This is a genomic window from Streptomyces sp. NPDC127114, from assembly GCF_042677525.1.
GTDB lineage: Bacteria > Actinomycetota > Actinomycetes > Streptomycetales > Streptomycetaceae > Streptomyces.
Window position 1 is genome coordinate 15,758 of record NZ_JBHXTJ010000046.1, and the last position, 19,712, is coordinate 35,469.

At 74.7% G+C, this 19,712-nt stretch carries 19 protein-coding genes; 11 read left to right on the forward strand and 8 right to left on the reverse strand.

The window, feature by feature from the left end:
• The first annotated feature begins 129 nt into the window (after positions 1-129).
• From ACFVGS_RS31455 to ACFVGS_RS31465, 3 genes are all read left to right on the forward strand, one after another.
• A complete protein-coding gene (locus ACFVGS_RS31455; protein WP_385695263.1) occupies positions 130-1,068 on the forward strand; it encodes a PAC2 family protein in 939 nt (312 codons plus the stop codon).
• Between the two features lie 31 nt (positions 1,069-1,099).
• Positions 1,100-1,705: a dephospho-CoA kinase gene (coaE, locus tag ACFVGS_RS31460; protein WP_385695266.1), complete on the forward strand. Its 606-nt coding sequence runs from the start codon at positions 1,100-1,102 to the stop codon at positions 1,703-1,705.
• A 129-nt stretch (positions 1,706-1,834) separates the two neighbouring features.
• Positions 1,835-2,251 (forward strand): tetratricopeptide repeat protein, encoded by a 417-nt coding sequence (locus ACFVGS_RS31465; RefSeq protein ID WP_385695268.1) that lies wholly within the window; start codon positions 1,835-1,837, stop codon positions 2,249-2,251.
• 44 nt (positions 2,252-2,295) lie between these two features.
• On the opposite strand, the gene ACFVGS_RS31470 is transcribed toward ACFVGS_RS31465, so the two are convergent.
• Positions 2,296-2,610, reverse strand: coding sequence for a DUF6343 family protein (locus tag ACFVGS_RS31470; RefSeq protein WP_385695271.1), 315 nt, complete (start codon positions 2,608-2,610; stop codon positions 2,296-2,298).
• A 106-nt stretch (positions 2,611-2,716) separates the two neighbouring features.
• Here ACFVGS_RS31470 and ACFVGS_RS31475 point away from each other — a divergent pair, with 106 nt between their 5' ends.
• On the forward strand, positions 2,717-3,445 hold the full coding sequence (locus tag ACFVGS_RS31475; RefSeq protein ID WP_385695274.1) for a class I SAM-dependent methyltransferase: 729 nt from the start codon (positions 2,717-2,719) through the stop codon (positions 3,443-3,445).
• A 12-nt stretch (positions 3,446-3,457) separates the two neighbouring features.
• Here the strand turns inward: ACFVGS_RS31475 and ACFVGS_RS31480 are convergent, their stop codons facing one another.
• Positions 3,458-3,793, reverse strand: coding sequence for a hypothetical protein (locus ACFVGS_RS31480; protein WP_384419955.1), 336 nt, complete (start codon positions 3,791-3,793; stop codon positions 3,458-3,460).
• 270 nt (positions 3,794-4,063) lie between these two features.
• On the opposite strand from ACFVGS_RS31480, the gene ACFVGS_RS31485 reads away from it, so the two are divergent.
• From ACFVGS_RS31485 to ACFVGS_RS31500, 4 genes are read left to right on the forward strand one after another with little or no spacing between them, the layout of a single operon-like run.
• Positions 4,064-7,024, forward strand: coding sequence for a DEAD/DEAH box helicase (locus ACFVGS_RS31485; RefSeq protein ID WP_385695276.1), 2,961 nt, complete (start codon positions 4,064-4,066; stop codon positions 7,022-7,024).
• The gene (locus tag ACFVGS_RS31490) at positions 7,021-8,364 is read left to right on the forward strand and encodes an SWIM zinc finger family protein (RefSeq protein ID WP_385695279.1); all 1,344 of its coding nucleotides are present in this window, start codon (positions 7,021-7,023) and stop codon (positions 8,362-8,364) included. The genes ACFVGS_RS31485 and ACFVGS_RS31490 overlap by 4 nt, the downstream gene beginning before the upstream one ends.
• Before the next feature lie 42 nt (positions 8,365-8,406).
• Positions 8,407-8,865, forward strand: a complete 459-nt coding sequence (locus tag ACFVGS_RS31495; protein WP_385695282.1) for a hypothetical protein — start codon at positions 8,407-8,409, stop codon at positions 8,863-8,865.
• Entirely contained in the window at positions 8,862-11,096 is a 2,235-nt protein-coding gene (locus ACFVGS_RS31500) for an NB-ARC domain-containing protein (protein ID WP_385695285.1), read from the forward strand. The genes ACFVGS_RS31495 and ACFVGS_RS31500 overlap by 4 nt, the downstream gene beginning before the upstream one ends.
• A gap of 12 nt (positions 11,097-11,108) precedes the next feature.
• Here the strand turns inward: ACFVGS_RS31500 and ACFVGS_RS31505 are convergent, their stop codons facing one another.
• Positions 11,109-12,446 (reverse strand): hypothetical protein, encoded by a 1,338-nt coding sequence (locus ACFVGS_RS31505; RefSeq protein ID WP_385695288.1) that lies wholly within the window; start codon positions 12,444-12,446, stop codon positions 11,109-11,111.
• Positions 12,447-13,117: 671 nt separating this feature from the next.
• On the opposite strand from ACFVGS_RS31505, the gene ACFVGS_RS31510 reads away from it, so the two are divergent.
• Entirely contained in the window at positions 13,118-13,921 is an 804-nt protein-coding gene (locus ACFVGS_RS31510; RefSeq protein WP_385695290.1) for a chaplin, read from the forward strand.
• A gap of 184 nt (positions 13,922-14,105) precedes the next feature.
• Here the strand turns inward: ACFVGS_RS31510 and ACFVGS_RS31515 are convergent, their stop codons facing one another.
• From ACFVGS_RS31515 to ACFVGS_RS31525, 3 genes are all read right to left on the reverse strand, one after another.
• Positions 14,106-14,765: a DUF2293 domain-containing protein gene (locus tag ACFVGS_RS31515; RefSeq protein ID WP_385695293.1), complete on the reverse strand. Its 660-nt coding sequence runs from the start codon at positions 14,763-14,765 to the stop codon at positions 14,106-14,108.
• 97 nt (positions 14,766-14,862) lie between these two features.
• Positions 14,863-15,321: a hypothetical protein gene (locus tag ACFVGS_RS31520; protein ID WP_384419934.1), complete on the reverse strand. Its 459-nt coding sequence runs from the start codon at positions 15,319-15,321 to the stop codon at positions 14,863-14,865.
• A gap of 85 nt (positions 15,322-15,406) precedes the next feature.
• Positions 15,407-16,618, reverse strand: a complete 1,212-nt coding sequence (locus ACFVGS_RS31525; protein ID WP_384419931.1) for a pyridoxal phosphate-dependent aminotransferase — start codon at positions 16,616-16,618, stop codon at positions 15,407-15,409.
• Between the two features lie 84 nt (positions 16,619-16,702).
• Between ACFVGS_RS31525 and ACFVGS_RS31530 the strand changes: the two genes are divergently transcribed.
• Positions 16,703-17,350, forward strand: a complete 648-nt coding sequence (locus ACFVGS_RS31530) for a winged helix-turn-helix transcriptional regulator (RefSeq protein WP_385695297.1) — start codon at positions 16,703-16,705, stop codon at positions 17,348-17,350.
• 181 nt (positions 17,351-17,531) lie between these two features.
• Here the strand turns inward: ACFVGS_RS31530 and ACFVGS_RS31535 are convergent, their stop codons facing one another.
• Positions 17,532-17,930 (reverse strand): MerR family transcriptional regulator, encoded by a 399-nt coding sequence (locus tag ACFVGS_RS31535; RefSeq protein ID WP_385695300.1) that lies wholly within the window; start codon positions 17,928-17,930, stop codon positions 17,532-17,534.
• Between the two features lie 26 nt (positions 17,931-17,956).
• Positions 17,957-18,826 carry an SDR family NAD(P)-dependent oxidoreductase gene (locus ACFVGS_RS31540; protein WP_385695303.1) on the reverse strand — a complete coding sequence of 290 codons (870 nt, stop codon included), beginning with the start codon at positions 18,824-18,826 and terminating at the stop codon, positions 17,957-17,959.
• A gap of 97 nt (positions 18,827-18,923) precedes the next feature.
• On the opposite strand from ACFVGS_RS31540, the gene ACFVGS_RS31545 reads away from it, so the two are divergent.
• Positions 18,924-19,559, forward strand: a complete 636-nt coding sequence (locus tag ACFVGS_RS31545; RefSeq protein ID WP_384419921.1) for a uridine kinase — start codon at positions 18,924-18,926, stop codon at positions 19,557-19,559.
• Positions 19,560-19,712: the final 153 nt, after the last annotated feature.

Here is a 19,712-nt window from a genome sequence, read left to right on the forward strand (position 1 = left end):
GCGGGCCTCGGTTCGTTTTCCGCCCCCTCCTTCCGCGCTTCGGCCTTTCACCGCCATTCGCCGCCGACCCGGGAATGGCCGTGCAGCGGCCGGTGTTGTCCAGGGAGAACGCGAGGAGGAGCGGAAATCGTGCTTGATCCCCAGGATTTGTACGAATGGGACCAGAAGGGTCTGGCCGTGGTCGACATGGCCCTGGCGCAGGAGTCGGCCGGACTGGTCATGCTCTACCACTTCGACGGCTACATCGACGCCGGTGAGACCGGCGAGCAGATCGTCACCCGCCTGCTCGACACCCTGCCCCACCAGGTGGTGGCCCGCTTCGACCACGACCGGCTGGTGGACTACCGCGCCCGCCGTCCCCTCCTGACCTTCCGCCGCGACCGCTGGACCGCGTACGAGACGCCGGCGATCGAGGTGCGCATCGTCCAGGACGCCACCGGAGCCCCCTTCCTGGTGCTGACCGGACCCGAGCCGGACGTCGAGTGGGAGCGCTTCGCCGCCGCCGTGCGCCAGATCGTCGAGCGCCTGGGCGTCAGGCTCGCGGTCAACTTCCACGGCATCCCCATGGGCGTCCCGCACACCCGACCCGTCGGCCTCACCCCGCACGGGAACCGCACGGACCTCATGCCCGGCCACCGCAGCCCCTTCGACGAGGCCCAGGTGCCCGGCAGCGCCGAGTCCCTCATCGAGTTCCGCCTCACCGAGGCCGGACACGACACCCTCGGCGTCGCCGCCCACGTCCCGCACTACGTGGCCCGCTCCCCGTACCCGGACGCCGCACTCACCGCCCTCGAGGCGGTCACCGCTGCCACCGGCCTGGTCCTGCCCGGCGTCGCCCACGCCCTGCGCACCGAGGCCCGGCGGACCCAGACCGAGATCGACCGCCAGATCGGCGAGGGCGACGAGGAGCTGATCGCGCTCGTCCAGGGCCTTGAGCACCAGTACGACGCGATGGCGGGTGCCGAGAGCCGCGGCAGTCTGGTCGCCGAGCCGGTCGACCTGCCCTCCGCTGACGAGCTGGGCCGGGAGTTCGAGCGCTTCCTCGCCGAACGGGAGGGCGACGCCTAGCCGCCCTCCGGCGGGATCTAAGCTGCCGCTCATGCTGAAGGTGGGTCTGACCGGCGGTATCGGCGCCGGCAAGAGCGAAGTGTCCCGGCTGTTCGTGTCGTACGGGGCCGTCCTGATCGACGCCGACCGGATCGCCCGCGAGGTCGTGGAGCCCGGCACCCCCGGGCTCGCGGCCGTCGTCGCGGAGTTCGGGGAGGGCATCCTCACGCCCGAGGGCACCCTCGACCGGCCCGCGCTCGGCGCGATCGTCTTCAACGACCCCGAGCGGCTCGCCGCCCTCAACGCGATCGTCCACCCGCTCGTCGGCGCCCGCTCCGCCGAGCTCGAGAGCCTCGCGGGCCCCGGCGACGTCGTCGTCCACGACGTGCCCCTGCTCACCGAGAACGGCCTCGCCCCCCTTTACGACGTGGTCGTCGTCGTGGACGCCTCGCCCGAGACCCAGCTCGACCGGCTCGTACGGTTCCGCGGGATGACCGAGCCGGAGGCCCGCGCCCGCATGTCCGCCCAGGCCACCCGAGCCCAGCGGCGGGCCGTCGCCGACCTGGTCATCGACAACGACGGCCCTCTGGAGGCACTCGAGCCGCAGGTCCGCAAGGTCTGGGAGGAGCTCCGGCAGCGCGCCGCGGGCGCCTCCTGAGTTTCGGCGCACATGCCCCGCCGGACGGGGTAGAGATGACCCTCGCGAGGGCCCGCCATCACGGGCCCCGACGGAATACGGCCACCGTGCCCGCTGTTGAACCGCCGGAGCGAGGGGAAGGAATCCACCGTGGCCGAGAGCAACCCGGACACCCATGTCATCGACTTCCGCGCCGCCGAGCAGCTGCTGGCCGCGCGGGACCCGAGAGGCGCCGTCAAGCTCCTGGACTCGGTGATCGCCGCCCACCCCGAGAACACCGCCGCGCGGCTGCTGCGTGCCCGCGCCTTCTTCGCCGCCGCCCAACTGCGCTCGGCCGAGCTGGAGTTCGGCCTGGTCCTGGAGAGAGAGCCGGACAACGCGTTCGCGCACTTCGCGCTCGCCCGCACCTTCGAGCGCTCCGGCCGCCCCGACCAGGCGATGCGCCACTTCCGCCTCGCCGCCGCCCTGGACCCCAAGCCGGAGTACCTGGAAGCGGCCCGTTTCGCCCCCGTGGACGGCCGTGGCCCCTCCGGCGGGGCCGCGGCGGACTCGCCTGACCGCCCTTAGGGGGTGTCCCGCCGAGCATGCCGGCCTGATCGACGGGACCCTCCCTAGGGTCTCTTCGGCGGTTCGTGGTCGGCCTGGCCCGTGCGGCCCCAGCGTCCCCGGCCGCCGTGATCGGACTCGTACGGCGGGATGTCCCGCCCCGGCTGCCAGTGCGGGCCCTGCCGGATGTGGCGCGTGACCAGCGTCAGGTCGACGGCCGCCACCACGAAGAGCACCGCGCACGCGGCCGCCCAGCCGGGCCGTTCGACCAGTGAGAACATCACCGTTCCGAAGGCCGCCCACAGCACGCCCCACAGACTCAGCCAGAACCGCAGCCGCAGCGCACTGCGCGCGGTCACCGGTTCACTCCCCGTACGCATGACGTCGCATCTCCCGGGTGAGGTGTCCCCTCGGGCACTTCCAGCATCCACCCGTCGAGCGCGATCCGAAAGCACGTCGACCACCGAGCCGAGAGGACGTGAGGGCATGAGCGAACCGCGGAACACCCACCGGAAGCGCGACGGACACGGAGGGACCGGCCCCGGGCCGATCACCCCGGACGGCTGCGCCGTCGATCTCTACCGGCGGCTGTCCGTCGGCACGGAACCCCAGGTCATCGAGGCGGCGCTGCCGGCCGGCGCCTCGCTCCTCGAACTCGGCAGCGGCGCGGGCCGGGTCACCGCGCCGCTCGCCGAACGCGGCTTCGCGGTGACGGCCGTGGACGAGTCCGCGGAGATGCTGGACGTGGTCCGCGAGCGCGCCCCCGGCGTCGAGACCGTGCTCAGCCCCATCGAGGACCTGCGGCTGCCCCGCCGCTTCGACGCGGTCGTGCTCGGCTCGTTCCTCGTCCACACCGCCGACCACCGCACCCGGCAGGGCCTCCTGGAGACCTGCCGCCGCCATGTGAAGGACGACGGCCGCGTCCTCATCCAGCGCGAGGGCGCGGACTACCACGACGACGTGCCGCGGGAGAGGCGCGATCCGGCCGGCTACACCGTGCGGATCGTGTCGTCGGAGCCGGTCGGCGACGGCGTCGACCGGGTGCTGTGCGAGTACGTCTTCCCCGACGTGCGCTGGACCCAGACCTTCCTGTCCCGGAAGCTCTCGCCCGAGGCCTTCGAAGGCCACCTCGGGCAGGCCGGACTCGTCGTCGACCGTTATCTGACCGACGACGGCACATGGGTCCTGGCCCGGCCCGCCGGGAACGGCGACTGACGCCCGCCGGGATCAGTGGACGACGGTGTAGCTGCGCCAGGGCAGGGTGCCCGGCGTGATCTCGTTCCCGCTGTTGCTCGGCAGGTAGACGGGCTCCTTGCCGCGGCAGTCCCTCGTCCGGTAGAGCACGATGTCGACCAGCGTCGAGTTCTCGACCTTCGTCGCGCCCGCCGGTGCCAGTCGGTGGCAGCCCTTCACGGAGGGGCTGGTCACCATCACACCGACCTCGCGCCCGGTCTCGTAAGAGATCGTGCCCACCGCGCTGCGGCCGAGGCCCGAGCAGCCCGCGACCGCGAGCGAGAGCAGGGCGGCCCCGGTGGCGATGGTGAGACGCCGGTGAAGGGACATGGCGGGATCCTCGTCTGTCGGGAGACGGCCGAAGCCTGTTCCCCGCCACCCTGCCGCCTCCCGGACCGGGTGTCATGTTCTGTTGGGCCGCCCGGGGGAAGCGCCGGGTGAGGCCGTTGTCAGACCTCACCCGTAAGGTCGGAAGTCCAGTCGGAATCCGTCGCGGACCGGGAGGTGAGCAGCGCCGTGACCCCAGCGATGAGCCGTGCAGTGACCCCAGCGATGAGCCGTGCAGTGACCCCAGCGATGAGCCGTGCAGTGACCCCAGCGATGAGCCGTGCAGTGACACCAGCGGTGAGCCGTGCGGTGACACCGGCAGCGACCCCCGCCGCGGCACCCCGCGTCTTCCCCGGCGCCGCCGCCGTCTTCCTCCCCGCGGCCCTGCCCAGGGACGGCCGCGTCGCCTTCTGGGCGCCCGACGGCGGCATCCTGCCCGCCGCCCGTACCGGTGCGGACGGCGGGACGGACCTGCCCGCCACCGCCGAGCGCGGCGAGCTCACCGTGGTGCGGCGACACGGCGCCGGAACACGAGCCCGGACCGTACCCGCCGTGCTGCTGCCCGTCGCCGACGCCCTGCCCCACCTCGTCGCCGCCCGCCACCACCCCGAAGCACACCCCGCGACCGCCTGCTGGGGTGCCGCCGCCCTCCACGCCCTGCACCTCGTCGCCCGCGGCCGGCTGCTGCCCGGCCTCACCGCCGACGACCACGACGCCTGGCGGGCCGGGCCGCTCGACGCCGACGACATCGCCCATCTGCGGGCCGTCGCCGCCGCCATGCCCTACGAGGCGCACGCGACGCCCGTGGCCGGGCCCGGACCGCTCCGGCTGCCCGAGCCCGAGGCGCTGGTCCGTGCCTTCCTCGACGCCGTCGCCGATGTCCTGCCGCGCACCCCGGCCGCGCCCCACGCGGCCGGAGCGCCGTTCGCCGCGCGCGAGGCCAGTCGGCTGCCACGCGCGCGTGCCTGGGCCGCGGAGGCCGCCGCCGGCATGGACGCCGGTGTCCGGATCTCGCTCCGGCTCGACCTGTCCCCGTTCGAGCTCTTCGACGTGTCCGCGGAAGCGGACGCCGCCGGGAGGGGCGAGGCGCAGCAGGCCGCGGCGGCCCTCCTCCAGGTCCACAGCCTCGCCGACCCCACGCTCGTCATCGACGCCGCCGCCCTCTGGGCCGGTGACGGCGACGAGCACTTCGGCCCGCGCGCCCGGATCGACGCCGTTCTCGCCCTCCGCCGGGCCGCACGCGTCTGGCCTCCCCTCGCCCGCCTGCTCGAGCGGGGAGTGCCCGACGTCCTGCCCCTGACCGAGGACGAGCTGTACGAGCTGCTCGGCCCGGCCGCCGCCCGGCTCTCCGACGCCGGCGTCGCCGTCCACTGGCCCCGTGACCTCGCGCGTTCCCTCACCGCGTCCGCCGTCGTCCGGTCCGACCGGGCCGCTCCCGGCTCGGCCACCGACGGCACCGCCTTCTTCGACAGCACGGAGCTGCTGCGGTTCAACTGGCAGCTCGCCCTCGACGGCGCCCCGCTCACCGCCCGCGAGATGGACGCCCTCGCCGAGGCCCACCGGCCCGTGGTCCGGCTGCGCGACCAGTGGGTCGTCGTCGACCCGGATCTCGTCCGCAAGGCCCGCAAGCGCGAGCTCGGCCTGCTCGAACCGGTCGACGCGCTCGCCGTCGCCCTCACCGGCACCGCCGACGTCGACGGCGAGACCGTTCCCGCCGTCCCCGTGGGCGCCCTGGCCGCCCTCCGGGACCGGCTGCTCGCCGGCCCCGAGGACGTGCCCCAGCCGCCCGGCCTCGACGCCACCCTCCGCGACTACCAGCTGCGCGGGCTCGCCTGGCTCGACCTCATGACCTCCCTCGGCCTCGGCGGCTGCCTCGCCGACGACATGGGCCTCGGGAAGACCGTCACCCTCATCGCCCTCCATCTGCGCCGCGCCCGCCCCGCACCGACCCTGGTGGTCTGCCCGGCCTCGCTCCTCGGCAACTGGCAGCGCGAGATCGAGCGCTTCGCCCCCGGCGTTCCCGTCCGCCGCTTCCACGGCGCCGACCGCACCCTCGAAGGACTCGACGGCGGATTCGTCCTCACCACCTACGGCACCCTGCGCACCAGCGCGCCCCGGCTCGCCGAGCAGGAATGGGGCATGGTCGTCGCCGACGAGGCCCAGCACGTCAAGAACCCCTTCTCGGCGACCGCCAAGGCCCTGCGCACCGTGCCCGCCCCCGCCCGGGTCGCGCTCACCGGCACGCCCGTGGAGAACAACCTCTCCGAGCTGTGGGCGCTCCTCGACTGGACCACGCCCGGTCTCCTCGGCCCGTTGAAGGCCTTCCGCTCGCGGCACGCCCGTGCCGTGGAGAACGGCGAGGAGATCGAGAACCAGGAGGCGGTCGAGCGCCTGGCCCGGCTCGTCCGGCCGTTCCTGCTGCGCCGCCGCAAGTCCGACCCCGGCATCGTCCCCGAGCTGCCGCCCAAGACCGAGTCCGACCACCCTGTGGCCCTCACCCGCGAACAGGCCTCGCTCTACGAGGCGGTGGTGCGCGAGACGATGGCGCACATCGAGGGCGCCGAAGGCATCGCCCGGCGTGGTCTCGTCATGAAGCTGCTGACCGCCCTCAAGCAGATCTGCGACCACCCCGCGCTCTTCCTCAAGGAGCGGCCCGCGCCGGGCTCCGCCGCACGCGCCACGGCCCGCGGCGTGCGGCTGGCCGGCCGCTCGGGCAAGCTCGCCCTGCTCGACGAGCTCCTCGACACGATCCTCTCCGAGGACGGCTCCGTCCTCGTCTTCACGCAGTACGTGTCGATGGCGCGGCTGCTCGCCGACCACCTGGCCGGCCGGGGCATCGCCACCCAGCTCCTGCACGGCGGCACGCCCGTCGCCGAACGCGAGCGGATGGTCGACCGCTTCCAGGCCGGCGAGATCCCCGTCTTCCTGCTCTCCCTGAAGGCCGCCGGCACCGGCCTCAACCTGACGCGGGCCGGCCATGTCGTGCACTACGACCGCTGGTGGAACCCCGCCGTCGAGGAGCAGGCCACCGACCGCGCCTACCGGATCGGCCAGACCCAGCCGGTCCAGGTCCACCGGCTCATCGCCGAGGGCACCGTCGAGGACCGGATCGCCGAGATGCTGCGCGCCAAGCGGGCCCTCGCCGACGCTGTTCTCGGCACCGGCGAGGCCGCCCTCACCGAGCTCACCGACCGCGAGCTGGCCGATCTGGTGTCCCTGAGGAGGCCCGCATGAGCCCCGACGCCTCCCGCCCCGCCGACGGTCCCCGCATTCCCGGTCGCCCCCGGCCCTCCCGTCTCCGCGCGGGCGGGACCCGAGGCGCCCAGGCCCGCCACGACGACCGGCGCAGGAGTTTCCCCCAGCTCGCCCCGCACGAGGCCCCCGACGGACAGTTCGCCGCCAGCTGGTGGGGCAACGCGTGGGTGGACGCCCTGGAGGACACCGCTCTCGACCCGGCCCGCCTCGCCCGGGGCAGGGCCTACGCCCAGCGCGGCCACGTCGACGCGATCACCGTCACCCCCGGCCGCGTCGTCGCCTACGTGCACGGCAGCCGGCCAAGGCCGTACCGCGCGGAGATCCGGCTGCGGACCCTCGCCGACGAGGACTGGGAGCGCTTCCTCGACGAGGCCACCGCACGCCCCGAGCACATCGCCGCGCTCCTGGACAAGGACGTCCCGCACGCCCTGGAGGCCGTCACCGGACTCCTGCCCGCCCCGGGAGACCTCGTTCCCGACTGCACCTGCCCCGACGACGGGTATCCCTGCAAGCACGCCGCCGCCCTGTGCTACCAGTCCGCCCGCCTCCTCGACGAGGATCCGTTCGTCCTCTTCCTCATGCGCGGCCGGGGTGAACAGGAGCTGCTGGCCGAGCTCACCCGGCGCAACGCGGCGCGCTCCGCCGCCGAGAGCGCCCTCGCCGCGGCGGCCGTCCCGGCCCTCCCCACCGTCCCGGCGCGCACCGTGCTCGCCCCGACCACCGGCCACACCCTGCCGCCGCTGCCCCCGCCACTGCCCGCGCCCGTCCGGCCCGGCCGGCCCGCCGTGTTCCCCGCCGACCCCGACGCCCCCGACCCGCTCGCGCTCGACCTGCTCGCCGGAGAGGCCGCCGCGCGCGCCCACACCTTCCTCACCACCGGACACGACCCCGTCGCCGCCCTCACCCCCTGGCAGGACGCGGTACGGCTGGCCGCCGCGCACCCCGGTTCCGGCCTCACCGCCTCGACCCGCGCCCTCTACCGCGACCTCGCCTACGCCCTCGACCGCACGCCCACGGACCTGTCCCGCGCCGTCGCCGCCTGGCGGCAGGGCGGGCCCGCCGGACTCGCCGTCCTGGAGGAGGCCTGGGACCCGCCCGCCGGGCCCTTCGACCGGGCGAGACCCGCCCTGCTCGCCGCCGACCTGCCGGCCTTCCGCCCCTGGCGCAACCGGCTGTCCACCCGCTCCCTCCAGCTGCGCTTCGGCCGCGACGGACTCTGGTACGGGTACGAGTCGGACGCCGACCGTGAGGACTGGTGGCCGCGCGGCACCCCCGACGCCGACCCGGTCGGCGTGATCACCGACCTGCTCGGAAGGTGACCGATAGGCTGGTGACGACGTACACGCTTCGAAGGGGGCCTCGTGGAAGCCGAGTTGGTGGCACTGGCGACGGCGGGGGCGACCGCCCTCGTCCAGCAGATGGTCGGCGACGGCTGGGAGCGTGCCCGCACCAGGGTCGCCGCGTTCTTCGCCGCGCGCTCGGGCGGCGACGAGGAGGCGGTCGCCGCCGAGCTGGAGTCCGCCCGCGAAGACCTGCTCCGCGCCACGGGCAGCGGTGACGAGCAGACGGCGGAGGAGGCCCGGTCCGAGGCACGCACCGAGTGGCGCGCCCGGATGCGCCGGAGCCTGCTCGCCGACCGCGAGGCGGCCGCCGAACTCCGGTCGATTCTCGACGAGCTGGGCCCGGTGACGCAGCCCGCCACGGTGATCAACAACACCATCAACGGCGGGGTCTTCCACAGCATCTCCGTGCAGGCCGGCACCGTCGGCGGCGTGTACGGCCAGGGCGGCCCCGGCGGCCCCGGTGGATCGCGCCCGTGAACCCCTCGGTGCGCAACGAGGTCACCGGCGCCGTCCACGGCACCGTCGTCCAGGCCCAGCACATCGACGCCCTGACCGTCGAGCAGGCCGTCGTCCCGGCGATCCTCCCCGGCAGTCCGCCGCCCCGGTTACTCCCGGCCCCGGCCCGCCACTTCACCGACCGGCACGACGAACTCGATCGTCTGCTGGCCCTGCTCGACGGCGTGGACGACGACCCGGCGCCCCGCGTCGTCGTCCTCACCGGAACCGGCGGCATCGGCAAGTCCGCGACCGCCCTGCACTTCGCCGCCCGCCTCCGCGACCGCTACGACGGCGGCCAGCTCCACGCGGACCTCCGCGGCGACGCCACCGCCACGGCGGTCACCCCTTCCACCGTCCTCGTCCGCTTCCTGCGGGCCCTCGGCGTCGCGCCCCCGTACCTGCCGGCGGACGAGCAGGAGCAGACCGACTGGTTCCGCACCCTCACCGCCGACCGCCGCCTGCTCACCGTCCTCGACAACGCCCACTCCGCCGCTCAGGTGCTCCCGCTGCTCCCGACCGGTCCCGGCTCGCTCACGCTGGTCACGAGCCGCCGCAGGCTCGACGGTCTGACGCGCGAGGTCGGCGCCCATCGCATCGCGCTCCCGCCGCTCGGACCCGCCGACGCGGCCCTTCTCCTCACCCGCCTGTCCGGCCGCGACGACCCGCGGTCCGCCGACGGCGCGGAAGCCGTCGCCCGCCGTTGCGGCGGCCTCCCGCTCGCCCTCTGCGTGGCCGGCGAACGCCTCGCCGTACGGACCCATCTCACCTGGCGTCAGTTGGAGCGCGACATGGCATCGGCTGCGGCACCCGGCCCGGACGACCACGGCGGACCGGGCGAGCCCGGCGATCCGCAGCGCGATCCCGTCACCGCGGCGGCCGACACCTCCTACGGCGACCTCGGCCCCGACGCCGCCCGCCTCTACCGGCTTGCCGGACTGCGCCCCTGGCCCGGACTCACCGCCCCGGCGGCCGCCGCGCTCGTCCAGGTGTCCGAGCCGGAGGCCGCCACACTGCTCGACGAACTCGCCGCCGTCCATCTCGTCGAGGAGCACGCTCCCGGCCGCTATCGCCAGCACGACCTGCTGCGCGCCCACGCGGAGCGCCGCGCCCTCCGCGTCGACGGCCACGCCCGCTCGGCCGCCGCCGTGGGACGGCTGCTGCGCCACCACCTGGCCGCCGCCGTCGCCGCGGACGCGACCGTCATGCCGGGCCGCTGGCACCTCGGCCCCGCCTACGACCGACCGGCCCGCAACCCCGCCACCGGATCCGCCGAGGCCACCGGACCGGACCGGGCCACCGAGCCCGCCCCTGCCACCGGTTCCGCCGAGGCCACCGGTTCCGCCGAGGCCACCGGTTCCGACGAGGACCGGCGACGTGCCGCGGCGGCGTGGCAGCTCGCCGAGCGCGAGAACCTCGTCGAGGCGGTGCGGACCGCCGACGAATACGGACTCGACGACCTCACCTGGCAGTTGTGCGAGGCGTTGTGGAGCCTCTTCCTGCGGCAGGGCTTCCATCAGGACTGGCTCACCACCCACCGGCTCGGCGTCCGCGCCGCCGCCCGCTGCCCCGACGTCCCCGAGGCCGAGGGCCGGATGCACGCCCAGCTCGGCTTCGCGCTGCTCGGCCTCGGCAGCCACAGCGAGGCCGAGGAGGCCTTCGTCTCCGCGGCCGAGGCCGACCGGCGCTGCGGACACCGCCGGGGCGAGGCCACGGCGGTCGAGTCCCTGGGCCTGGTACGGCTCGCCCAGGCCCGCCACGAGGAGGCAGCCGAGTGCTTCCGCGCCGCCCGTGAGCTCACCGAGGACCCGCGCGCCCGCGCCCTCCTGGAACACCACCTGGGCCGCGCCCTCTCCGGCCAGGGCCGCCACGAGGAGGCCGCCGCCACTCTGGAGCGGGCCGCACGGCTCCTGGCCGAGCTGCCCGTCCCCGACACGTACAACCAGGCCCGGGTCCTGACCAGCCTCGGTCAGGACGCGCTCGCCGCGGGGGACCGCGGGCGTGCCGCCGCGATCCTCGCGGAGGCCGCCGAGCGGATGGCCCGGGAACAGGCCCCGGTCCAGGACTCGGAGATCGCGGAGCTGCGCGCCCGTGCCGCGGCCGCGCCGGAGGAACGCCGGCGCTTCCTGACCGAGGCGATCGAGCGTTACGAACGCCTCGGCGCGCCCCGCGCGGCGGCCCTGCGCGCCGAACGGGACGCGCTCGGCTCCTAGGTCCGTCGGCTCCTAGAGCCCGTACGGCACCTCGTGGACCGTCACGCGGTGGCGTATCGGGCCCGTCGTCACGACGAGGGCGCCCGCGGTGGCGAGCGCGCCGAGCGGTCGGCCGCTCGCCCGCCAGGCGTAGGCGGCCGAGGCGTGGGCGAAGGGGTCGCACGGGTCGGCGAATCCGTCGGGGCGGGGGAGCGTGGCCAGTTCGAGGGCCGTGCCCTCCCGGTCGAGCACCAGACAGCGTCCGGGGCCGGTGCGCACGGCGGCGAGGGCGGCGTACGGGTGCTCGGCGAGCAGCTCCGCCGCGCGCGGGCCCGCCGGGGCGCCGCCGCCGTTCGTGTCCAGGACGAGGTCCGCGAGGGAGAGCCGGCTCTCGTCGGCGGTCCGCACGTCCACCGCCGTGTGCGCGTCCGCCGCCTCGGGCCCGTCCGGCTCGGCGGCCGGGTCGGCGTAGCGGGTGACGGTGACCTCGGGCGGGCCGCCGGGGCCGTCGTACGCGATCGTGGTGAGCACCCGGACGGGCACGGTGACGTCGGGTGGCCCGGTCTCCTCCGGGTGCAGGGGCCGCAGCCGGGCCGGGCGTACGGGTTCGGGGAGCCCGAGCAGGCCGTGGAACAGCGTCCGCAGCAGTCCCGCCGACGCGCCGGGGTCCGAGCTGGCGAGCGCCGCGAACCCGTCGTACCGCCCCGGCGCATGGCCGTCGATCACCGCGTCGAGCTGTGTCCGCAGCGGGGTTCCCGGCCGCAGCCGGGGTGCGCTCCGGCCGAGTGCGGCGACGGGCGAGGCGGGGTCGAGGTCCTGCGGGGCGAAGGCGCCGAGCAGGACGGGCAGTCCGAGTGCGGCGGCGTAGTAGGTGACCGAGCCGTGGTCGCCGATGACGCAGTCGGCCGCCGCGACGGTCTGCCGCCAGGGCCCGAGCGGGTCGATCAGGGTGAGGCCGGACTCGGCGGCCCGGCGCAGCCACGCGCGCACCTGGCCGGGGCCGTGGCCGTACCAGATGTTGGGGTGGAGCACCGCGCACAGCCGGTACTCGTCGACCGGCAGCGTCTCGGTCAACTCGCGCAGAAGAGAAGGGAATCCCTCCGAGCCGAGGAGGGAGGAGCGGCCCCAGGTGGAGTTCAGGACGACGAGCCGGCGGCCGTCGCCCGCCCCGAGCGCGCGCCGCAGCGCCGGCCGCCGGCGGCGCGCGGCGAGCATCCGGTCGAAGCAGGGATCACCGGCGAGGACGGCGGTGGCGGCGGCCTCGGGGCAGGCGCGGCGCAGCCGGTCGAGCTGCTCGGGATGGGAGAGTACGGTCGCGGTCGCGAGCGGCTTGCCCTGGTGCAGCAGCCACTCCGGATCGATGCCGAACACGGGTGCCTGCCCGGAGCCCGTTGGGGGAGCGGTGGTGTGCTCGGCGTTCCGGGCGCCCGGCTCCCGCGCCCCGAGTCCGGTGTCCGGTGTCCGGTGTCCGGTGTCGCCAGCCTCTTATTGTATCCGGCACCGTGTGAGAGGATGGCCAACTTCCCCTGGAGGGCCTGGAGTTCGCCTCCGTAGCTCGCGCTGATCGCGAGGTCCACGCCGCCGTCCGCGGCCAGTTCCTTCGCCTGCTCCCAGGGAATCACCGGCAGCCCGGCCGCGCGGAGCAGTTCGTCGACGCCCGCCAGGAACGGGGACGAGCCGGTGCAGGTCGCGAGAGTCTGCACGTCCAGGGCGTCGTCGAAGAGGGGTTGTACGTCGAGCAGCCGGGTCGCGGAGGTGACGTTGTGGACGACGAACAGCACCGTGCGCCTGGTGCCGCGCGTCCGCCAGCGCGCCGCGTCCTGCCCCACCGGCACGCGCAGTCGCTCCTGCCTCACGGTCACCTCGCCCCCCTCCCGCGTCACCGTAACGCACCGAGAACGCCCGACGTCGGGCCATGATCGGCCGTCGCGCGCTCCCTCGAAGGAGTGAAACACGCGGACGGTCGGATCCGGCCACCTCGCGGACGGCGTTATTTCGGGTACGGGCGAGGGCCCGTGAAGACATCCGGAAGGCAGGAAACCATGAGGCAGATTGGCCGAAGTGGTCTGGCCACACTGTTGGTCACCGGCGGCGCGCTCGCGCTGTCGGCGGGCGCCGCCCACGCGGACTCCGCGGCGCAGGGCGTCGCCGCCGGTTCGCCGGGGGTCGGCTCCGGCAACGCGGTTCAGCTGCCGGTGCACGCGCCCGTGAACGTCTGCGGGAACACCGTCAACGTCGTCGGTCTGCTCAACCCCGCGGCGGGCAACAGCTGTGCCAACCGCTCCGGGGCCTCGGGTCACGGCTCCGAGGACCGCGCCGGCGGCCGGGCCCACAAGGACCTGCCCGGCACTCCGCGGGCCGGCTCGTCCGACAACGGCAGCCGCGGGGGCGGCGGTTCCGGGCACGGCGGCGCCCACAACGGCGGCGCCCACAGCGGCGGCGGCGCGAGCGCCGAGAGCCACGCCGAGGGCTCCCCGGGCGTCCTCTCCGGCAACGGCATCCAGCTGCCCGTCGACCTCCCGGTCAACGTCAGCGGCAACTCGGTCAACGTGGTCGGCATCGGCAACCCCGCCTTCGGCAACACCTCGGTGAACGAGTCGGGACCCGAGGAGGAGTGCGAGCACCCCGAGACCCCGACCCCGCGCCCGCAGACCCCGGTGCGCAACCTGCCGCCCGCCCCGAGCACCGAGCAGCTCCCCGGCCCTGCGCCGCAGTCCCACTCGGTCCAGCTCGCCAGCACCGGCGCCGACTCCCTGGGCTACGCGGCCCCGGCGAGCGCCGCCCTGCTCCTCGGCGGAGCGCTCCTGTACCGCCGGGCCCGCCGCGCGGCGGCCGACCAGGCCTGACGCACCGGTCCGCGCCGGCCCGCACCGACACCTGCCCAGCACCCGCACCGGCGCCCCCGTACCGAAGCGCGCCGGTGCTCGCACCGGGCCGTGCCGCCGGACCGCCGCCCGCCGAGGGCGGGCCGGGGCCGAGTTCAGGGCGCCGCGTCGCCGTGCCCCTCAGCCCTCCCGCCCCGCCCGTCCCTCATCCCGTCCGCCAGGACCGGAGCACCGTCTCGACGGTGGGTGCGATCCGGGCGCGGGCCTGGTGCCGGGGCACCCCGGCCATCAGCAGCGCGTCGTAGTCGGTGTCGACGTGGCGTACGGCGGCCCGCACCGCGGCCGTGACGGCGCCCGGGTCGAGGGCCCGGCCGGCCGCCGTACGCCCCACCCGTCCGCTGCCCTTGGCCGAGGCGTGCGCGGCGATCCGCTCCGCCCGCTCGGCCGGGCAGCCCGGGAACAGCCGCAGGATCTCCGCCTCCAGGGCGGCCGTGATCTCCGCGTCCCGCCCGGCGCGGCGCACCGCGTCCCTGGCCCGGCGGCGCGCCCGGGCCTCGGCATCCGCGAGGCAGGCGGCCTCAGCCCGGGCGAGCGCCGCCTCCTCGACGAGCAGGCCCTGGCGCTCGTAGCGGGTGCGGCGCCGGTTGTGCCGTACCACCACCGCCCACAGCGAACTGCCCTCGCGGGCCCGGCGGGTGAGGGCGGTGTCGCCGCGCCGCAGGAAGACGAGGTGTCCGAGATCGGCGCAGTCCAGGCAGACGGGCGCGTTGAACTCGACGATCATCCGCTCCAGCGGGCCCTGGTGGCATTCCGAGCAGCGGCGTCGCCTGAGCGGTTCGACCACGACGGGAGCGACGAGATCCACACGGGTGTCCTACCCGCGCGTCCGTACCCGCAGACTTCCCGCGCGCACCGCGCGACCCGTCGCAACCGCGGCGCACTCCTCGCGCACCCGCATCCGCTCAGCGCACGCTCGGCGCGGCCGTCTCGATGAAGAGCGCGAGGGCGTCCCTCGCCTCGTACGAACGCCGCACGCGGTCCTCGTCGTCCGTCGCCTCGTGCATGCAGTGGGTCTTCTCGAAGGCGTCCTGGGCGATCCGCCGGGTCTCCGCGTCGTCGCAGATCAGCTGGACCCGGAAGAGGGCCTGCCGGGCGGCGCTGCGCTGCCGGTACGAGGCGTAGCGCGATTGCTCGGCCTCCTCCGTGCCGGGTTCCAGATGGGCCCGGAACCAGCGGTCGTTCTGGCTCTGCCGGTAGTCGACGACCGCTCCCGCGAACGCGCTGTAGGTCGCGATCCGCTCCTGCCGCAGCTGCTCGGTCCTGGCGAGCGAGGCCGTGCGTTGCGCGGCGCGGCCCTGGAACCAGTGGGTGGCCACCACGCCCAGCAGGGTTCCGGCGACGGCTATCAGCGCGGCGTCCATGGCGGATCGGCCCCTCTCTCCTGTCTCTCCTGCGATGATCCGTCAGATCATCGCAGGAGAGCCGGATGCGCGGCGAGGCGGAACGCTACTGCCGGTAGCCGCCGAGGAAGCGCCCGATGCGGCTGATCGCGGCGTCCAGGTCGTCGGCGTACGGCAGCGTGAGGATGCGGAAGTGGTCCGGACGCGGCCAGTTGAACCCGGTGCCCTGCACCACCTGGATCTTCTCCCGCAGCAGCAGGTCGAGCACGAACTTCTCGTCGTCGTGGATCCGGTGCACGGCCGGGTCGAGGCGCGGGAAGGCGTAGAGCGCGCCCTTCGGCTTGACGCACGTGACGCCGGGGATCTCGTTGAGCTTCTCCCAGGCCCGGTCGCGCTGCTCGCGCAGCCGGCCGCCGGGGGCGGTGAGCTCGTGGATGGACTGCCGGCCGCCGAGCGCGGCCTGGATGGCGTACTGGGCGGGGGCGTTGGGGCAGAGCCGCATGGAGGCCAGCATGGTCAGGCCCTCCAGATAGCTCCTGGCGTGCTCCTTGGGGCCGCTGACGACCAGCCAGCCGGAGCGGAAGCCGGCCACACGGTAGGTCTTGGACAGGCCGCCGAAGGTGAGGACGACCAGGTCGGGGGCGAGGGTGGCGACGGGGTGGTGGACGGCCTCGTCGTAGACGATCTGGTCGTAGATCTCGTCGGCGAGGACCATCAGGCCGTGGCGGCGGGCGAGGTCGAGGATGCCCTCCAGGATCTCCTTCGGGTACACCGCGCCGGTCGGGTTGTTCGGGTTGATGATGACGACGGCCCGGGTCCGGTCGGTGATCTTCGAGGCCATGTCGTCGAGGTCCGGGTACCAGTCGGCGGACTCGTCGCACAGGTAGTGCACGGGCCTGCCGCCCGCGAGGGTCGTGACCGCCGTCCACAGCGGGTAGTCGGGGGCCGGGATGAGGACCTCGTCGCCGTCCTCCAGGAGGGCCTGCGTGGCCATGGAGATGAGCTCGGAGACGCCGTTGCCGAGGTAGACGTCGTCGACGTCCACGCCCGTCAGTCCCATCGACTGGTAGCGCTGGGCGACGGCGCGGCGGGCGGAGAGGATGCCGCGCGAGTCGGTGTAGCCGTGCGCCTTGGGGAGCATCCGGATCATGTCCTGGACGATCTCCTCGGGCGCCTCGAAGCCGAAGAGCGCCGGGTTTCCGGTGTTGAGGCGCAGGACGCTGTGGCCCGCCTCCTCCAGGGCGTTGGCCTGCTCGATGACCGGGCCGCGGATCTCGTAGCAGACCTCGCTCAGCTTGCTCGACTGCCGGAACTCCATGCGCCGACCTCCCCAGAAGTGTTGATGCTTGGTTTTACCAAGTTCGAGCTTGGAAAGTCCAACAACATGTCTAGACTGCGTCGCATGCCACCTCAGTCATCTCAGTCGCGACCGTCGCGCCAGCCACGCCGCCGGAGCTACGACCAGTACTGCGCCGCAGCCCGCGCCCTCGACGCCGTAGGAGACCGGTGGACCCTGCTGATCGTCCGTGAACTCCTCGCGGGCCCACGGCGCTACACCGATCTGCACGCCGATCTCCCCGGCGTCAGCACCGACATGCTCGCGGGCCGGCTCAAGGACATGGAGGGCGCGGAACTCGTCACCCGGCGCAGGCTGCCGCCGCCCGTCTCCGCGTACGTGTACGAGCTCACCGAGCGCGGCCGCGAGCTGCTGCCGGTCCTGCGCGCCCTCGCCGCGTGGGGCGCGCCCGCCCTCGGCGAACCCCGGCCGACCGACGCCGTCCGCGCCCACTGGTTCGCGATCCCGCTCCTCGACGCCCTGGCCGGGCTCGGCGCGAAGGTCGTCCAGGTGACGCTGGACGAGGGCGAGTTCCACGTACGCGCCGAGGCCGGCGGGCAGCTCTCGTACGGGGAAGGGCCGGCGGCCGACGCCGAGGTGCGGCTGCGCACGGACGCGGCCACCTGCCGGGCCCTCGCGGACGGCGAACTGACCCTCGCGGAGGCGGTCGAGACGGGCCGGGCCGAACTGCGGGACGAGGCACAGGCCTCCTGACGGGTCCGCGACTCCGCCGGTGCGAGGCGCAGGCCTGCCGGCGCCCCCGCCTCCGCCGGCACGAGGCGCACGTCTCCTGACGGCCCCGCCCTTTGCCGGTGCGGGGTGCATGCTTCCTGACGGCCCCAGCTCCGCGGGCGCGAGGCGTACGCCTCCTGGTCGCTCGGCCTCCGGTGGTTTGTCAGCGGCGTGTGGCCGGATGCAGAGGGGCCTGGGCGTCCGGCGTCGAGGGTTCCGGGTAGCGGGCCAGGGCCGCGGCCAGCCGGTCCCTGGCCTCCGTCTGCGCGGCGATCCGCGCGTCCAGCACCGCGAGGCGCTCGCGGGCGATCCGCAGTCCGCCGACGGAGGGCCGCGTCGCGGGCACGTCCCCGTCGAGACAGCTCGCGAACGCGGACACGTCGTCCAGCGTGAGGCCCGCTCCCAGCAGGTACCGGATGTTGGCCACGCGGACGACGGCGTCCGCCTCGTACACGCGGTACCCGTTGGCCGCGCGTACCGAGGAGATCAGTCCCGCCTGCTCGTAGTGGCGCAGCGCGCGTGCCGTCGTCCCCGTCCTCCGGGCCAGTTCACCGATGCGCAAGGACCCCACCTCCCCGCGCAGTCGTATCACGACACCAGCGCCCCGCCGTCCACGGGCAGCACCGTGCCCGTCAGATACGCGGCGTCCGGCGCCGCCAGCGCGGTGATCGCCCAGGCCACCTCCTCGGGCCGGCCGATCCGGCCCAGCGGGACATGCGCCAGCTGCCACTTCCGGACCGCCTCGCGCTGCTCTTCGGAGAGTCCCATGTGGTCGGCGATCGGCGTCTCGATCGCACCGGGCGCGACCGCCACGACCCGGATCCCGCGCGGCGCGAGCTCCACTGCCCAGCAACGGGTCAGCGTCTCCAGGCCGCTCTTCGTCGCCGGATAGACGGAGTTGCCGGGCCAGCCCCGCTGTCCGACCGTCGTGGTCACGTTGACCACGACGCCACGGGACGCCTCGAGCGCCGGCACGGCGGCCTGCGTGAGCAGCACCGGCGCGACGAGGTTGGTCTCGACGAGCGGGCCGATCACCTCGCGGTCCAGGGTGCCGAGCGGACCGCCGCCGGCGATCCCGGCGTTGTTCACGAGGACGTCGAGCCGACCGTACGTGTCGACGGCGGCGCGGACGACGTCCTGCGGCGCGCCCTGCGCCGTGATGTCGGCGACCAGCGGCCGGATCCCCGGGAAGCCCTCCGCCGTCTCGTCGAGCGGCCCCGGCCTGCGACCCACCGCCACGACCGTCGCGCCCTGCCGGGCGAAGGCCCGGGCCGTGGCCCGGCCGATCCCGGTGCCCGCGCCGGTGACGACGACGACTCGGGCGGTGCGGTGCGTCTGTGCGTGCGTCTGTGACTGTGCCTGCGCCTGTGCCTGCTCCTCCTGTGCGTCTGTCTGCGCCTGCTTCTGCGTGCGTGTCCGTGTCCGTGCCTCTGTCTGGGGCTGTGTCTCGCCGTTCATGAGGTGATCGTCGAACCCTGCCGCCAGTGTCAAGGTCAAGTCGGTCCCGGTCCCGCCGCCACGCGTGGGATCAGGCCCGTACGGCAGGATGGGGCGGATGCGATTCGAAGCGATCAGCTGGGAGCGGCTGGCCGACACCGTGGCCGACCGCGTCGACCGGGCCGAACCCGGTGACGGCAGCGACTGGCTCAAGGTGGGTGTCGACGGTGCCCCTGCCGCGCCTGGCGGGGAGTTCGCCGAGCGCGTCGCCGAGGTGCTGCGGCTGCGCGGCAGGTCCGTCCTCGTCGTCGCGACCGGCGGCTTCCTGCGCCCCGCGTCGCTGCGCTTCGAGCACGGCAGGCAGGACCCCGACGCGTACTACAGCGACTGGTACGACACCGGCGCGCTGTGGCGGGAGGTGTTCGGCCCGTTGGAGCCGGGCGGCAGCGGGCGGGTCCTGCCCGACCTGTGGAACCCCGTGACCGACCGGGCCACCCGAAGCCCCGCCGTACCGCTGTCGCCGGGCGGAGTCCTCGTGGTCCACGGCCCGTTCCTGCTCGGCCACTGGTTCCCCTTCGACGTGAAGTTGCACCTGCGGCTCTCGCCGGGTGCGCTGGCCCGCCGCACCGAGGAGTCGTGGACGCTGCCGGCGTTCGCCCGGTACGAGGAGGAGGTCGGGCCCGTCGATGCCGCCGACGCCGTCGTCCGCGTCGACGACCCGCGGCGCCCGGCCTGGACCGGTTTCGCGGACTGACGCACGCGGATCCAGGCGGACAGCGATCGTCGAGGGGAAGCGACTGGCGGAGCGTCACAGAACGACGGGCGGAGCAACGGAGGACGCCTGGCGGAGCGACAGGGAACGCCTGGCGTAGCGACAGAGACGCCTGGCGGAACGACAGGGATCGAC